We start from the raw sequence: 13,731 nt of genomic DNA on the forward strand, positions 1-13,731 counted from the left end.
GTGCCCGACCGATCAGTTGTTCTGGAATCCGACGAGCAGCCCGCCGGTGATTCGCGCGGCGAGGTTGTAGAGCACGGCGAAAACGGCGCCGAGGGCGGTACCGATCACGACGTTGAGCGCCGCGACCACCAGGGCGAAACTCGCGACGGTGGCAAGCGAGAACTCACTGGTCACGCTGAAGGTTTCGTCGTTGAGAACCGCGCGGAAGAGGTCATCGAGCTCGCTGAAGATGCCGGTCGAGTTGAGCACCGTCCAGACCAGGATCGCAACGACGACCTGCACGATTCCGAAGCAGATCGCGGTGAGGAACGAGAGCTTGACCACCGACCAGAAGTCGAGATACATGAGCTTCAGACGCACCTGCTTGGTATTGGCCTTCTTTGGTGCCTTGCGCTGAAGTTTTTCGGCGACGCTACTCATCTACTGTTTCGTCCTTCCCGGCCTGGCTCTCGCCGGCTGAAACCGTCTCGGTCGAGTCTTTTTCGACCGAGTCCGGGTTGGGAGCGTCCTCCCCGGTCGGGGCCTCGGCATCCTGGGCAATCAGGTTACGTTCGCTGTTCTTCGCGACTTCGATGATGCGATCGTCGGCGGCGAATCGAGCGAAGACCACGCCCATGGTATCGCGCCCCTTGGCCGGGACCTCGGCGACAGACGAGCGCACTACCTTGCCGCTCGCGAGCACCACGAGCACCTCATCGTCCTCGCCCACGATGAGCGCGCCAGCGAGGTCGCCGCGGTTCTCCGCGAGCTTGGCGACCTTGATGCCCAGCCCGCCGCGGTTCTGTACCCGGTACTGGTCCACGCTCGTGCGCTTCGCGTACCCGCCCTCGGTGACGACGAAGACGTAGCCCTCGTCAGACACGACGGATGCGTCGAGGAGCGTGTCCTCGCCACGGAAATGCATCCCGATCACGCCCGAGGTCGAACGGCCCATCGGCCGCAGCGCCTCGTTGGAGGCGGTGAAGCGGATCGACATCCCCTTACGCGAGACCAGGAGCAGGTCGGAGTCGACCTCCACGAGCATCGCCGAGACCAGCTCGTCGTCCTCGCGCAGGTTGATCGCGATAATGCCACCCGTGCGGTTGGTGTCGTACTCGGTGAGCGCGGTCTTCTTGATGAGACCGCCACGTGTTGCGAGCACCAGATATTCGGCGACGGCGTAGTCGCGGATGTCGAGGATCTGGGCGATCTCCTCGTCCGGCTGCAGCGCGAGCAGGTTGGCGACATGCTGGCCCTTGGCGTCACGACCGGCCTCCTGCACCTCGTAGGCCTTGGCGCGGTAGACGCGGCCCTTGTTGGTGAAGAACAACAACCAATGGTGGGTGGTCGTGACGAACAAGTGCTCAACGACGTCGTCCGCGCGCAGCTGAGCCCCTCGCACGCCCTTGCCACCCCTGTGCTGGGTTCGGTAGTTGTCGCTGCGGGTGCGCTTGATGTAGCCGTCACGGGTAACCGTGACGACCATCTCCTCCTCGGGGATGAGGTCTTCGACGTTCATGTCGCCGTCGAAGCCGAACATGATCTCGGTCCGACGGTCGTCGCCGAACTTCGTCACTATCTCAGTGAGCTCCTCGCTCACGATGTCCCGCTGGCGCTGGGGGCTGGCGAGAATCGACTGGTACTCGGAGATCTCGAGCTCGATGGCGTCGTGCTCGTCGATGATCTTCTGGCGCTCGAGCGCGGCGAGGCGCCGAAGCTGCATCTCGAGGATCGCGCGGGCCTGCAGCTCGTCGATCTCGAGCAGCGCGATGAGCCCATCGCGGGCATCCTCGACGGTCGACGAGCGGCGGATGAGCGCGATGACCTCGTCGAGGGCGTCGAGGGCTTTGAGATAGCCACGCAGGATGTGCGCACGCTCTTCGGCCTTGCGCAAGCGGAATGTCGTCCGCCGCACGATGACGTCGATCTGGTGCGCGATCCACGCCGAGATGAAGCCATCGATGGGGAGTGTGCGTGGGATGCCGTCGACGATCGCGAGCATGTTCGCGCCGAAGTTCTCCTGCAGGGGCGTGTGCTTGTAGAGATTGTTGAGCACCACCTTTGCCACGGCATCGCGCTTGAGCACGATGACGAGCCGCTGGCCGGTGCGGCCCGACGTCTCGTCGCGAATGTCGGCAATGCCGCCAACCTTGCCCTCCTTGACAAGCTCCGCGATCTTGATCGCGAGGTTGTCCGGGTTGACCTGGTACGGCAGCTCGGTGATGACGAGGCAGGTTCGCCCCTGGAGCTCCTCCACGCTCACGACGGCGCGCATCGTGATCGAGCCACGTCCGGTGCGATACGCGTCCTGGATGCCCTTGATGCCGAGAATCTGGGCGCCGGTCGGGAAGTCCGGACCCTTCACCCGCTGGAGGAGGGCTTCGAGGAGCTCCTCGCGCGAGGCATCCGGGTGTTCGAGGGCCCACAGCGCGCCGGACGCGACCTCACGCAGGTTGTGCGGCGGGATGTTGGTGGCCATGCCGACCGCGATGCCGACCGAGCCGTTGACGAGCAGGTTGGGGAACCGCGCTGGCAGCACGTCGGGCTCGAGCGTGCGCCCGTCGTAATTGTCAGAGAAGTCGACCGTGTCCTCGTCGATGTCACGGACCATCTCCATTGCGAGCGGTGCCATCTTGGTCTCGGTGTACCGGGCGGCTGCGGCGCCGTCGTTGCCGGCCGACCCGAAGTTTCCCTGTCCGAGCGCGAGCGGGTAGCGGAGGTTCCATGGCTGCACGAGGCGCACAAGAGCGTCGTAGATCGACGAGTCGCCGTGTGGGTGGAACTGGCCCATCACTTCGCCGACGACGCGGGCGCTCTTGGAGAATGCCCGGTCGGGACGGTAGCCGCCGTCGTACATCGCGTAGATGACGCGACGGTGCACAGGCTTGAGCCCGTCGCGCACCTCAGGCAGCGCACGACCGACGATGACGCTCATCGCGTAGTCGAGGTACGACCTCTGCATCTCGAGCTGGAGGTCGACCTGCTCGATCTTGTCGTGGCTCAGGTCGATCTCGCGGCCCGCGATCTGCTGTTCCGCATCGTCTGGAGTTACTTCGTCGGCCATATCTGGTGAGTCCTTAGTGAGTGGGCGGGTGCGATCGGGGCGCGTCGCGCCCTAACGAACCGAGGTCAGATGTCGAGAAAACGCACGTCCTTGGCGTTTTTCTGAATGAAGTTGCGGCGCGATTCCACGTTCTCGCCCATCAGGGTCGAGAAGATCTCGTCAGCGGCGAGTGCGTCGTCGAGCGTGACCTGCAGGAGCGTGCGGGTCTCCGGGTTCATGGTCGTGTCCCACAGCTCCTTGTAGTCCATCTCACCGAGGCCCTTGTAGCGCTGAATGCCGTTGTCCTTCGGGATGCGCTTGCCAGCCGCGGCACCGGCGGCGAGGAGCGCGTCGCGCTCCCGGTCGGTGTAGACGTACTCGTGCGGCGAGTTGGTCCACTTGAGCCGGTAGAGAGGCGGCTGCGCGAGGTACACGTAGCCGAGGTCGATCAGTGGGCGCATATAGCGGAATAGCAGCGTGAGGAGAAGCGTGGTGATGTGCTGGCCGTCGACATCGGCATCCGCCATCAACACGATCTTGTGGTACCTGGCCTTCTCTGGCGTGAAGTCCTCGCCGATCCCCGCCCCGAAGGCGGTGATCATGGCCTGCACCTCGTTGTTGCCGAGCGCGCGATCGAGCCTGGCCTTCTCCACATTGAGGATCTTGCCACGCAGCGGGAGGATCGCCTGGGTCTCCGGGTCGCGCCCCTGCACCGCGGAGCCGCCAGCGGAGTCGCCCTCGACGATGAAGATCTCGCTGCGCGCGGGATCCTTGCTCGAGCAGTCCTTGAGCTTGCCCGGCATCCCGCCCGACTCGAGCAGCCCCTTGCGGCGGGTCTGCTCACGCGCCTTGCGGGCGGCCATTCGCGCCTGTGAGGCCTGGATGGCCTTGCGAATGACGTCGCGCGCTTGGGTGGGGCTGCGGTCGAACCAGTCGGCGAGCTGCTCGCCGGTGATCTTCTGCACGAACGACTTGGCCTCGGTGTTGCCGAGCTTGGTCTTGGTCTGGCCCTCGAACTGCGGCTCGGCGAGCTTCACCGAGAGAACGGCGGTCAGGCCCTCGCGGACATCATCGCCGGTGAGGTTGTCGTCCTTCTCTTTGATGATGCCCTTCTCGCGCGCGTAGCGATTGACGAGGCTCGTGAGAGCGGCGCGGAAGCCCTCTTCGTGGGTTCCGCCCTCGTGGGTGTTAATGGTGTTGGCGTAGGTGTGCACGCTCTCCTGGTAGGAGTTGGTCCACTGCATCGCCACCTCAACCGAGATCTTGCGTTCCTTGTCTTCCCACTCGAAGGAGATGATGTCGGGGTGCACGACCTCGAGCTTCTTCGCGGAGTTGAGGTACTCGACGTAGTCGACCAGCCCGTTCTCGTAGAGGTACTCCACCTCGGTACGCTCGGCACCATCGATTTCACGCTCGTCGACGAGCGTGATCGTGAGTCCCTTATTGAGGAACGCCATCTGCTGGAAGCGGGCGCGCAGGGTGTCGTAGTCGAACTCGATGGTCTCAAACGTGTCGGGACTCGGCCAGAATGTCACCGTCGTGCCGGTCTCGTCAGACGACTCGCCCATTTCGAGTGGAGCGTTCGGCACACCGTGCGTGAAGCTCTGGCGCCAGATGTGGCCTTGACGACGCACCTCGACATCAAGCTCCCTGGAGAGCGCGTTGACGACAGAGATTCCCACCCCGTGCAGGCCTCCAGACACCGCGTAGCCGCCGCCGCCGAACTTTCCGCCAGCGTGCAGGATCGTCAGCACAACCTCGACGGTCGATTTGTTCTCGCTCTTGTTCAGGTCGACGGGGATTCCCCGGCCGTTATCAACGACTCGGATGCCGCCATTGCGCAGCATCGTGATCACGATGAGGTCGCAATGCCCGGCAAGCGCTTCGTCCACCGAGTTGTCGACTACCTCGTACACCAGGTGGTGCAGGCCCCGGGGACCGGTCGAGCCGATGTACATGCCGGGCCGCTTACGAACTGCTTCGAGCCCCTCGAGTACCTGAATCTGATCGGCGCCGTAACTGTCGTCTGGCAGGGGAGTAGAGGGGGCTGTCGTCATAATGAAGTTGGGCTCCTGCCAGGTAGATCGGGACTGTCAACCGTGGCCGGGCTTTCTCTTCGGAAAGATGCCTCGAGGACCTCCCGATTCTACCAAAGCACTGAGAGGCATCAGTCCTAAACGCCCTTCTGAGGACAGATTTTGTGCGGACCGATCGTTTTTGCCCTGTTATCCATAGGTATCGCGCGGACCACGCCCAGGAATTGATTTGGGGCCGCGTTTCCAGGAGGGGGCACCCGGCCCTTCGAAGCGCACCGACTGGATGCCCGCGTCCGGGTATTTTGCGGCGATCTGGCTCGTAATCTGTACCCGCATGAGACGCAGCTGGGTTGCCCACGCCGTCGAATCGCAGCGTACCGTGAGTGTCCCCTCCTCGATGCCGACCGGAGTTGAGTGCTCGGCCGTCTCGACACCGGCGATATCCGCCCACGAGGCGAGAAGCTCCGACTGGGCGAGGGGTGAATTCCAGCCAAGAGTGGCCGTGAGGTTGTCGAGCACCTCACCGAGGCCGCGGGCATCCCGTCCCAGACCGAACGCGGTGCTCGAACCCGGCTCCTTCTTCGTCCGCTTGCGGGCGTCGCTCGATCGGGCCTGGCCGTTCCCGAACACCCGGCGGAACCTCTCATAGACGGCGCGGGATTCCGACTCCTCGATCATTCGTCCACAATCCTGCCCTGCTGGATGCGCACCGTGTTGGCGGTGAGCTCCTCAGGGACGTCCTCGAGCACCGCGGCGGTGATGAGCACCTGTTCGAAGCCGGCCACGGCACCCGCGAGTCGCGCGCGCCGGGACTGATCGAGTTCAGCGAAGACGTCGTCGAGGATGAGCACGGGGTCTCCGCTGGTCGACTCCCGGCGCAGCACCTCAGCCGACGCGAGCTTCAGGGAGAGAGCGAACGACCAGGACTCACCATGGCTCGCATAGCCGCGCGCCGCCATGCCATTGAGCTCGAGTATGAGGTCGTCGCGGTGGGGGCCGACAAGTGTGACGGCGCGTTCGAGCTCCGCCCGGCGCAACCGCACAAGGGACGCCCGAAACGCCACCGCGGCATCCGCGGCGAAGATCGGCACGAACTCGCCGCCTGTGGAGGCCGGGGAGTTCTCGTCGTCCACGTCCGACGACAGGATGCTGAGCTGGCTCGACAGCTGGGCCCGGTGGTCTTCTCCCGCGATCGCCACGTACGCGGCGCTCACCTGCGGTACCAGCAGGGCAATCAGTCGGCTTCGCGCCTCGATCAGCTCGGAACCCAAGGCGACGAGCCGGTCATCCCAGATTTCCAGGGTCGAGAGCTGTGCCCCTTTCACCCCGGAGGACCTCGCCGACTTCAGCAGGCTGTTGCGCTGCTTGAGCACACGGTCGTAGTCGGCCATCACACCCGACAGCCGTGGTGTGAGAAGCACAAGGAGTTCATCGAGAAAACGACGGCGGCCAGAGGGCTCCCCGCGCACGAGCGCGAGATCCTCCGGGGCAAACAGCACACTCGAGAAATACCGGGGCAGGTCACGGGTCCTGATCGCGGACCGGTTGATCTGAGCACGATTCGCCGAGGTGCGGTTGAGTTGCACCTCAGCGAGCACCTGACGGTCTCCGTGCTGCACCCGGGCCCGAACGATCGCTGAATCACAGCCCTTGCGGATCATCGCGTGATCGGTCGCGACGCGGTGGGAGCCGAGGGTACTGAGATACCCCAGCGACTCCACGAGATTGGTCTTGCCTTGCCCATTGCTGCCCACGAACAGGTTCGCCCCCGGCGCAAACTCGACCTCCGCAGTCTCGTAATTGCGAAAGTCGGTGAGGGTCAAGTGGGTGACTAGCATGCTGATCTCCGCTGCACCGGGCTACCGGGGCTGAGACCCGAGCCAGGTGCGCATGGAATGTGGCAGCTGCCGCTCAGCGCAGCAGCAGATTCGGCTGGAGCAGGTAACGGAAGTCGTCCGCACCCGGCTGGTCCTTCGACGACTGGCTCGTGATGAGGACCGGTCCTGGCTTGTTGGGATTGTCGGTTTTTGTAAACGAGATGCGCACGAACTCCGACTTCACCGCACCGAGTCCGTCGAGCAGGAACTGCGGTTTGAGCGACACGACGGTGTCGGTCCCGGTGAGGAAAGCGTCGATGGACTCGGATGCCTGGGCCTGCTCCGACCCGATCGCCTCGAGCGTGAGCCCATCGACAGTGAAACTGAAGCGAAGGGCCGCCTCGCGCTCGAGAACGAGCGAGACGCGGCGCACCGACTCGATGAGCTCGGCCGTGTTCACCACGGCGTAGTTGTCGACGGTCTCGGGGAACAGTCGCTTGACCGGGGGAAAATTGCCTTTGATGAGCAATGAGGTGACGGTCTTTTTGTCGGCGCGGAAGGCGATGAGCTCGCGCTCGTCGGTGCTCGTTATCGACACGGAAATCGTGCCGCTGTGGCCGAAAGTCTTGCCGATTTCCTGCAGCGTGCGCGCCGGCACCAGCGCTGTGACAGATTCGACCTCGGATCCGGCCGAATCCCAGTCGATCGCGCGCACTGCGACGCGATACCGGTCGGTTGCCACGAGGCTCAACGAGTTTTGCGACACCTCCAGCTGCACGCCCGTGATCACCGGGGTGACATCGTCACGCGATGCCGCGACGGCGACCTGGGCTACGGCGGTGGCGAACTCCTCGGCGGGAAGCAGGCCGGTCTGCTCGGAGACGTGCGGCAGGGTCGGATATTCCTCGACGGGCATGCTGAGCAGTGTGAAGTGCGCCGAGCCGCACGTGACCTTGATGCGGTTGTCCTCGGTTGAGAACTGCACCGGCGCGGAGGGCAGACGGCTTGCGATATCGGCCAGCAGGCGGCCCGAGACGAGGATTTTGCCGTCCTCTTCGACCTCGGCCGTGATCGACGTCTGGGCGGACACCTCGTAGTCGAAGGATGACAGCGTCAGTCCCTCGCTCGTCGTCTCGATGAGCACGCCGCTGAGGATAGGCAGGGTTGTGCGTTGCGGGAGGAGCTTCACGGCAAAGGAAACGGCTTCGCTGAAGACGTCACGGTTGACCTGAAACTTCATGGGGACTCCCCTGGCGCGATTGCGGATGACTCGGGCCTCAATACTGACATAGCCGGAGCCCGGCTCCGTGGCCGGCGATCGAGACACTCGGTCGTGAACAGGTTCTTTTCTGACCCAATGGATTCTTTAAAGAACAATTGTATTAACCGTTGTGTGAACTGTGAGTAACTCGGGGTTTCTCAAACGGGCGTAGGGAACTACACACGTGTGAGTTGTGGAGGGGGTGTGGGACTGGCGTCACAATTGGCCGAAGGTCGGCATTGTTGTCATTCGGAGATTCCACAGGCGAGAGACGTTCTCGACAAGCCAGTGGGTAGTTATCCACCGAATTACACAAGTTATCCACATTGTGCACTACAGCCCCATTTTTGGGGGCAGTGGCCTTACAGGCTGCTGTAGCGGTGGTTTTGTTTGATACGGCTGGTCAGCTCGGTCACTTGGTTGTAGATCGAGCGCCGCTCCTTCATGAGCTCGCTGATCTTCTTGTTGGCGTACATCACGGTCGTGTGGTCGCGGTTGCCGAATAACTGGCCAATCTTGGGAAGGGAGAGGTTGGTCAGTTCCCGGCACAGGTACATCGCGATCTGCCTGGCCGTGGCCACGGCCTGCGACCGGGAGGACCCATAGAGGTCGTCGACGGTCAGCTTGAAGTAGTCGGCGGTGTGATTGATGATGTCGACCGGGGCGATGACGTTGTCGTCGTCGAGCGTGATGAGGTCTTTGAGCACCGTTTGCACGAGCGCCATGTCGACGGGCATCCGATTCAGACTCGAGAATGCCGTCACGCGGATGAGGGTGCCCTCAAGCTCCCGGATGTTCGACGACACCTTCGAGGCGATGTACTCGAGGATGTCGTGCGGTACCTGGAGCCGGTCACTCTGCGCCTTCTTCCGCAGGATGGCGATGCGGGTCTCCAGATCGGGCGCCTGCACGTCGGTGATGAGGCCCCACTCGAAGCGCGACCGCATACGGTCTTCAAAGCCCGTCAATTGTTTGGGCGGGAGGTCGCTCGTGATGACCACCTGCTTGTTGTGGTCGTGAAGGGTGTTGAAGGTGTGGAAGAAGGCCTCCTGGGTGGAGTCCTTCCCCTGCAGGAACTGGATGTCGTCGATCAGAAGGATGTCGATGTCGCGGTAGCGGGACTGGAAAACCGACGCCCGGTTGTTGGCGATCGAATTGATGAAGTCGTTGGTGAATTCTTCCGAGCTGACGTACCTGACCCGGATGCCGGGGTACATGCTCTCGGCGTAGTGGCCGATCGCGTGCAGAAGGTGGGTCTTACCGAGCCCGGAATCACCGTAGATGAACAGCGGGTTGTATGCCTTTGCCGGAGCCTCTGCGACCGCCACTGCAGCCGCATGGGCGAACCGGTTGGAGCCCCCGATGACGAAGTTGTCGAAGTTGTACTTCGGGTTGAGGCGTGAGTCGGCGCGCTTGCCGGTGGCCTCGGCCGGCGAGGGCATCATTGTCTTCTGTTCCTGCCATGGCGCCTCCACACTCTCCTCCCGCCGTTCCTCGGCGGGGTCGAGTGAGTCGTGGGAGATGTCGGGGTTGACCACGATTGCGAAATTCGCCACCGAGACGCCGTCGCCGAGGTCGGCGATGGCGTTGAGCAGCGGCAGCCGGATGCGCTGCTCCAGCATCCCTCGGGTGAGGTCGTTCGGCACCTCGAGATAGATCGTGCCTGCCATCACTCCCTTGGGCTCGACGAGGCTGAGGAAGCCCTGCAGCTGGGGGGTGATTCGTTCATCTGAACGCAAACTGGCGAGAACGGATTGCCAGATCGGCTGGATCTCGTCCGCGGTGTCGGTCATGCTTCCCCTTTACGTGCAATTCTTTGGGTTACTCACAGGGTTATCCACCGGCTGCGTCGTCCACCTACCTTAGTTTGCGGGGGTGTGGGCTCCGCAAAACGGGTTATCCCCATGTGGATAAACTGGGCCCTCCACCGGCGTGGTTTGACCGGAGCCCTTAAAGAACGTATTTTTAATCAGTTGACTTCTGGCCCGCGGGCCATCCCAATCCTTTGCAAGCTGTGTGATATCGCTTGCGGGGGCTCCGGGCATCATCCTTTGACCGCAACATCGTGGAGATTCAATTATGAGCAAGCGCACATTCCAGCCCAACAACCGTCGTCGCGCGAAAGTGCACGGGTTCCGCCTGCGTATGCGCACTCGTGCGGGACGAGCGATCCTCGGCGCACGTCGTCGCAAGGGTCGCACCGAGCTCTCCGCATAGCGGAAAACGGCCAAACCCACCGGTGCTCGCCCGACTGAATCGCATTGTGCGTTCCGATGACTATCGGTTCGTCGTTCGGTCGGGGCGGCGCTCGGCGACCCCGAATTTGGTCATCTACACGCGGAGGGGTACGGCCGAGCGGCCGCCTCGGGTGGGCTTCATCGTCTCGAAGGCCGTCGGCAATGCGGTGCGCCGCAACCTGGTCCGGCGCCGGCTCAAGGCAGCGGTGTCCGTTCTCGTCTCGGATCTCGCTCCGGGCACCGACGTCGTGATTAGAGCACTGCCAGCCGCGGCGCAGGCTTCCTGGGCTAGCCTTAACACTGAAATAACCCAGATCCTACACAAAGGTATGGCGCGAGCATGAGACGAACACTGACGTTCGTGCTGCTGCTGCCCCGGAACATCTGCGTGATTTTTCTCCGCGTCTATCGCGCCGTGATCTCTCCACTCTATGGCGATGTCTGCCGCTATTACCCGTCATGCTCGTCCTATACGCTGCAGGCCATCCAGCACCACGGCGTGATTCGCGGGGTCGGGTACGGATCGCTCCGACTCATCCGCTGCCACCCCTGGGCGGCCGGCGGAATCGACGACATCCCGCTTGCGCGGAACTCCGGCTACACGATCAGTCGATTCGGTTTCGTGACACAACCTCAAGTAACCCGGGTGCATGCTGACCTGGCACTAAGCCACGGAAAGGGCTGACCCGAGATATGGACTTCCTAGGCACAATTCTCTGGCCCATCAAATGGGTCATCGAAGCGATCCTCGTCGCCTTCCACTCGCTGATCACCATGACCGGTATGGACCCGGACGCAGGTATCACCTGGGTGCTCTCGATTGTCGGCCTCGTGCTCGTGGTGCGTGCGGCGCTTATTCCGGTCTTTGTGCGCCAGATCAAGAGTCAGCGACGGATGCTCGAAGTCGCCCCGCATCTGAAGAAGATTCAGGATAAGTACAAGGGAAAGAAGGACCAGTTCTCTCGCGAGGCTATGCAGCGCGAGACGATGGCCCTGTACAAGAAGACCGGGACGAACCCCCTGAGCTCCTGCCTGCCGCTGCTGCTGCAGATGCCGATCTTCTTTGGCCTCTTTTCAGTGCTGCAAAGTGCCCAGAGTGAAGGAAACCCGGCGGGAATCGGGCTCCTCAACCAGGAACTCGCGACATCATTCGGAACCTCCGAGCTTCTCGGCGCTCCGCTGCACCTCGCCATCTCGACCGCCGACGGCAACGTGGCCGTCATTATCATCGCGGCAATCATGGTGGTGCTGATGACGGCATCGCAGTTCATCACGCAACTGCAGATCATGTCGAAGAACCAGTCGCCCGAGATGCAGAACTCCCCCATGTACAAGCAGCAGAAGCTCCTGTTGTACCTACTGCCCCTGGTATTCGCGTTTTCCGGGTTCACCTTCCCGCTCGGCGTGATGTTCTACTGGCTTGTCTCGAACTTCTGGACCATGGTGCAGCAGTTCATCGTCATCAGGAACATGCCAACACCGGGCAGTGAGGCGGCGCTGGAACGCGAGAATCGCATCGCAAAGAAGAACCGGCGCCGCGGGATCACCATAATTGAGGACAAGGAAGATAAGCCGACCGACGAGGTCAAGCCGGCCCAGCGTCAGCAGCCGGTGGGCAAGGCCCGTGCGAAGAAGAAGCCGAACAACAAGCGATAACGGACTACCACTCTCCTCCCCCTTTTTATAGAAAGCAGCGCAGTGAGCGATCCGAACACCCCCATCGAGGCCACGCCGACCGACGCCGATGTGGCCACCGAGGAGGCCACGGCGACACCGACCGAGACCGAGCGCACGGTCGTGCAGCTAGAAGAAGAGGGTGACATCGCCGCGGACTACATCGAGGAACTGCTCGACATCACCGATCTCGACGGCGACATCGATATCGATGCACGCGATGGGCGCGCCTACCTTTCGGTGAACTCCAGCCAGGACAGCAATCTCCGCATACTCTCCAAGCCCGACACGGTGAACGCGCTGCAGGAACTCACGCGCCTCGCTGTTCAGGCGAAGACCGGGTCCTTTTCCAGGCTCATCCTCGATGTCGGTGGATCGCGAGCCGCTCGAGTGGCGGAACTGACGACACTGGTGGATCACGCTGTAGAGCGCATCGAGGCCGGAGCGCAGGCGGCATCCCTGCCCCCAATGTCGTCCTATGAGCGCAAGCTCGTGCACGACATCGTGGGTGCGCGCGGGTTCCTGTCGGCATCGGAGGGCGAGGGTCGCGACCGGCACACCGTCGTCACCCGGGCATAGTTTCACGTGAAACATCGCGGTGCACGCGAGTGACCACGCTGGAGTATGAAGCGGAGCCCGCAGCGGCGGCTGAGCTGTTCGGCACCCACATCGATGTTGCACGAAAGTACACCGATGATCTGGCGCAACGGGGTGAGGAGCTCGGGCTGATCGGTCCGCTGGAACTCCCCCGTCTATGGAGTCGTCACATTCTCAACTCGGCACTTCTTGCTCCATTGGTTCGACGCGGCGCGAGGGTGGGGGATATCGGCAGCGGGGCGGGTCTACCAGGGCTCGTTGTGGCGCTTGCCCGGCCGGACGCGCAGTTCGTGCTCATCGAACCGATGGAGCGTCGCTGTGACTGGCTTCGACACGAGGCGGCGGAGCTGGGCCTGACCAACGTCGAAGTGATGCGCGCGCGCGCGGAGGAAGCGCATCTCTCGCCGCTCCTAGACCAGGCCACCGCGCGTGCCGTGAGTGCTCTTTCGAAGCTCCTCCCCCTGACTGTTCCGCTTGTCCGATCGGGCGGCGAGGTGATTCTCATGAAGGGCGCGAACATTGAGGCGGAGGCCTTGGCGGCCGCGAAGGCCATCAAGCGGCTCCGGTTGACGGATATCGAGATTTTGCTGCTCGGCGACGGTGTTGCCACCGAGGTAACGCGGGTGTTTCGAGCTACAGTGGATTGACCGATCGTTCGCGCAGTCGCCAGCCAGAGTCTGACATTGCGGTGCGTGGGGAGTTGTGCCCAACGACAGCAGCGCCCGCCAAACAAGCATGACCGACCTACTGTGGTCGAGGGGGTTTCACGTGAAACATTTCGGTAGCAAGCGGCGTAGGAAGTTCCTCGGGGGCCCCGTCGATAGCGAGAAGACGAGTATGAACTTCCCGAACACATCGCCGGCACCCGTTAACAGCGTGCCGGCCGACGGGCCAAATCCCGCGTCGGCGACTGCGTTGCTCGGCCGCGAGGAGCAGACAGCACTGAGAGACGCGCTGGCGCTAGCGGAGGCAGGGACAGTGGGCACTGATGAAAAAGTAGTGAATCCGAGCGATTCAGGTGACCTCGGGCGGACCGAGAATATGAGCGGCACAGACATCGCGCGCGATGCGGGCGATGCGGGCGATG

13 protein-coding genes are annotated in these 13,731 nt (G+C 62.8%); 6 read left to right on the plus strand and 7 right to left on the minus strand.

Going from position 1 to position 13,731, the window contains the following annotated elements:
- Positions 1-12 precede the first annotated feature (12 nt).
- From BHD05_RS01895 to dnaA, 7 genes are all read right to left on the minus strand, one after another.
- The gene (locus BHD05_RS01895; protein ID WP_161884918.1) at positions 13-420 is read right to left on the minus strand and encodes a DUF3566 domain-containing protein; all 408 of its coding nucleotides are present in this window, start codon (positions 418-420) and stop codon (positions 13-15) included.
- Positions 413-3,043 (minus strand): DNA gyrase subunit A, encoded by a 2,631-nt coding sequence (gene gyrA, locus BHD05_RS01900; RefSeq protein WP_161884919.1) that lies wholly within the window; start codon positions 3,041-3,043, stop codon positions 413-415. The genes BHD05_RS01895 and gyrA overlap by 8 nt, the downstream gene beginning before the upstream one ends.
- A 65-nt stretch (positions 3,044-3,108) precedes the next feature.
- On the minus strand, positions 3,109-5,079 hold the full coding sequence (gene gyrB, locus BHD05_RS01905) for a DNA topoisomerase (ATP-hydrolyzing) subunit B (RefSeq protein WP_161884920.1): 1,971 nt from the start codon (positions 5,077-5,079) through the stop codon (positions 3,109-3,111).
- Between the two features lie 168 nt (positions 5,080-5,247).
- Positions 5,248-5,736 (minus strand): DciA family protein, encoded by a 489-nt coding sequence (locus tag BHD05_RS01910; protein ID WP_161884921.1) that lies wholly within the window; start codon positions 5,734-5,736, stop codon positions 5,248-5,250.
- Entirely contained in the window at positions 5,733-6,896 is a 1,164-nt protein-coding gene (recF, locus tag BHD05_RS01915) for a DNA replication/repair protein RecF (RefSeq protein ID WP_161884922.1), read from the minus strand. The genes BHD05_RS01910 and recF overlap by 4 nt, the downstream gene beginning before the upstream one ends.
- Before the next feature lie 73 nt (positions 6,897-6,969).
- A complete protein-coding gene (gene dnaN / locus BHD05_RS01920; protein WP_161884923.1) occupies positions 6,970-8,115 on the minus strand; it encodes a DNA polymerase III subunit beta in 1,146 nt (381 codons plus the stop codon).
- A 383-nt stretch (positions 8,116-8,498) separates the two neighbouring features.
- Positions 8,499-9,929, minus strand: a complete 1,431-nt coding sequence (dnaA, locus tag BHD05_RS01925; RefSeq protein WP_161884924.1) for a chromosomal replication initiator protein DnaA — start codon at positions 9,927-9,929, stop codon at positions 8,499-8,501.
- A 286-nt stretch (positions 9,930-10,215) separates the two neighbouring features.
- On the opposite strand from dnaA, the gene rpmH reads away from it, so the two are divergent.
- Genes rpmH through rsmG form a run of 6 tightly spaced genes read left to right on the plus strand, consistent with a single transcriptional unit; the run spans position 10,216 to position 13,291 of the window.
- Positions 10,216-10,353, plus strand: a complete 138-nt coding sequence (rpmH, locus tag BHD05_RS01930) for a 50S ribosomal protein L34 (protein WP_010204566.1) — start codon at positions 10,216-10,218, stop codon at positions 10,351-10,353.
- Positions 10,354-10,399: 46 nt separating this feature from the next.
- Positions 10,400-10,717 carry a ribonuclease P protein component gene (gene rnpA / locus BHD05_RS01935; protein WP_236966615.1) on the plus strand — a complete coding sequence of 106 codons (318 nt, stop codon included), beginning with the start codon at positions 10,400-10,402 and terminating at the stop codon, positions 10,715-10,717.
- Positions 10,714-11,058 (plus strand): membrane protein insertion efficiency factor YidD, encoded by a 345-nt coding sequence (yidD, locus tag BHD05_RS01940; protein ID WP_161884926.1) that lies wholly within the window; start codon positions 10,714-10,716, stop codon positions 11,056-11,058. Before rnpA ends, yidD begins: the two co-directional genes overlap by 4 nt.
- Before the next feature lie 8 nt (positions 11,059-11,066).
- Positions 11,067-12,029, plus strand: a complete 963-nt coding sequence (yidC, locus tag BHD05_RS01945) for a membrane protein insertase YidC (protein ID WP_161884927.1) — start codon at positions 11,067-11,069, stop codon at positions 12,027-12,029.
- A gap of 42 nt (positions 12,030-12,071) precedes the next feature.
- On the plus strand, positions 12,072-12,626 hold the full coding sequence (locus tag BHD05_RS01950; protein WP_202614268.1) for a Jag family protein: 555 nt from the start codon (positions 12,072-12,074) through the stop codon (positions 12,624-12,626).
- A 29-nt stretch (positions 12,627-12,655) separates the two neighbouring features.
- Entirely contained in the window at positions 12,656-13,291 is a 636-nt protein-coding gene (gene rsmG / locus BHD05_RS01955; RefSeq protein WP_161884928.1) for a 16S rRNA (guanine(527)-N(7))-methyltransferase RsmG, read from the plus strand.
- The last annotated feature ends 440 nt before the right edge of the window (positions 13,292-13,731 follow it).

The organism is Marisediminicola antarctica, from assembly GCF_009930795.1.
GTDB classification, from domain to species: Bacteria; Actinomycetota; Actinomycetes; order Actinomycetales; family Microbacteriaceae; genus Marisediminicola; species Marisediminicola antarctica.

Coding starts and splice junctions, on each gene's coding strand:
- BHD05_RS01895 (WP_161884918.1), bottom strand. CDS start 420: ATGAGTAGCGTCGCCGAAAAACTTCAGCGCAAGGCACCAAAGAAGGCC.
- gyrA (WP_161884919.1), bottom strand. CDS start 3,043: ATGGCCGACGAAGTAACTCCAGACGATGCGGAACAGCAGATCGCGGGC.
- gyrB (WP_161884920.1), bottom strand. CDS start 5,079: ATGACGACAGCCCCCTCTACTCCCCTGCCAGACGACAGTTACGGCGCC.
- BHD05_RS01910 (WP_161884921.1), bottom strand. CDS start 5,736: ATGATCGAGGAGTCGGAATCCCGCGCCGTCTATGAGAGGTTCCGCCGG.
- recF (WP_161884922.1), bottom strand. CDS start 6,896: ATGCTAGTCACCCACTTGACCCTCACCGACTTTCGCAATTACGAGACT.
- dnaN (WP_161884923.1), bottom strand. CDS start 8,115: ATGAAGTTTCAGGTCAACCGTGACGTCTTCAGCGAAGCCGTTTCCTTT.
- dnaA (WP_161884924.1), bottom strand. CDS start 9,929: ATGACCGACACCGCGGACGAGATCCAGCCGATCTGGCAATCCGTTCTC.
- rpmH (WP_010204566.1), top strand. CDS start 10,216: ATGAGCAAGCGCACATTCCAGCCCAACAACCGTCGTCGCGCGAAAGTG.
- yidD (WP_161884926.1), top strand. CDS start 10,714: ATGAGACGAACACTGACGTTCGTGCTGCTGCTGCCCCGGAACATCTGC.
- yidC (WP_161884927.1), top strand. CDS start 11,067: ATGGACTTCCTAGGCACAATTCTCTGGCCCATCAAATGGGTCATCGAA.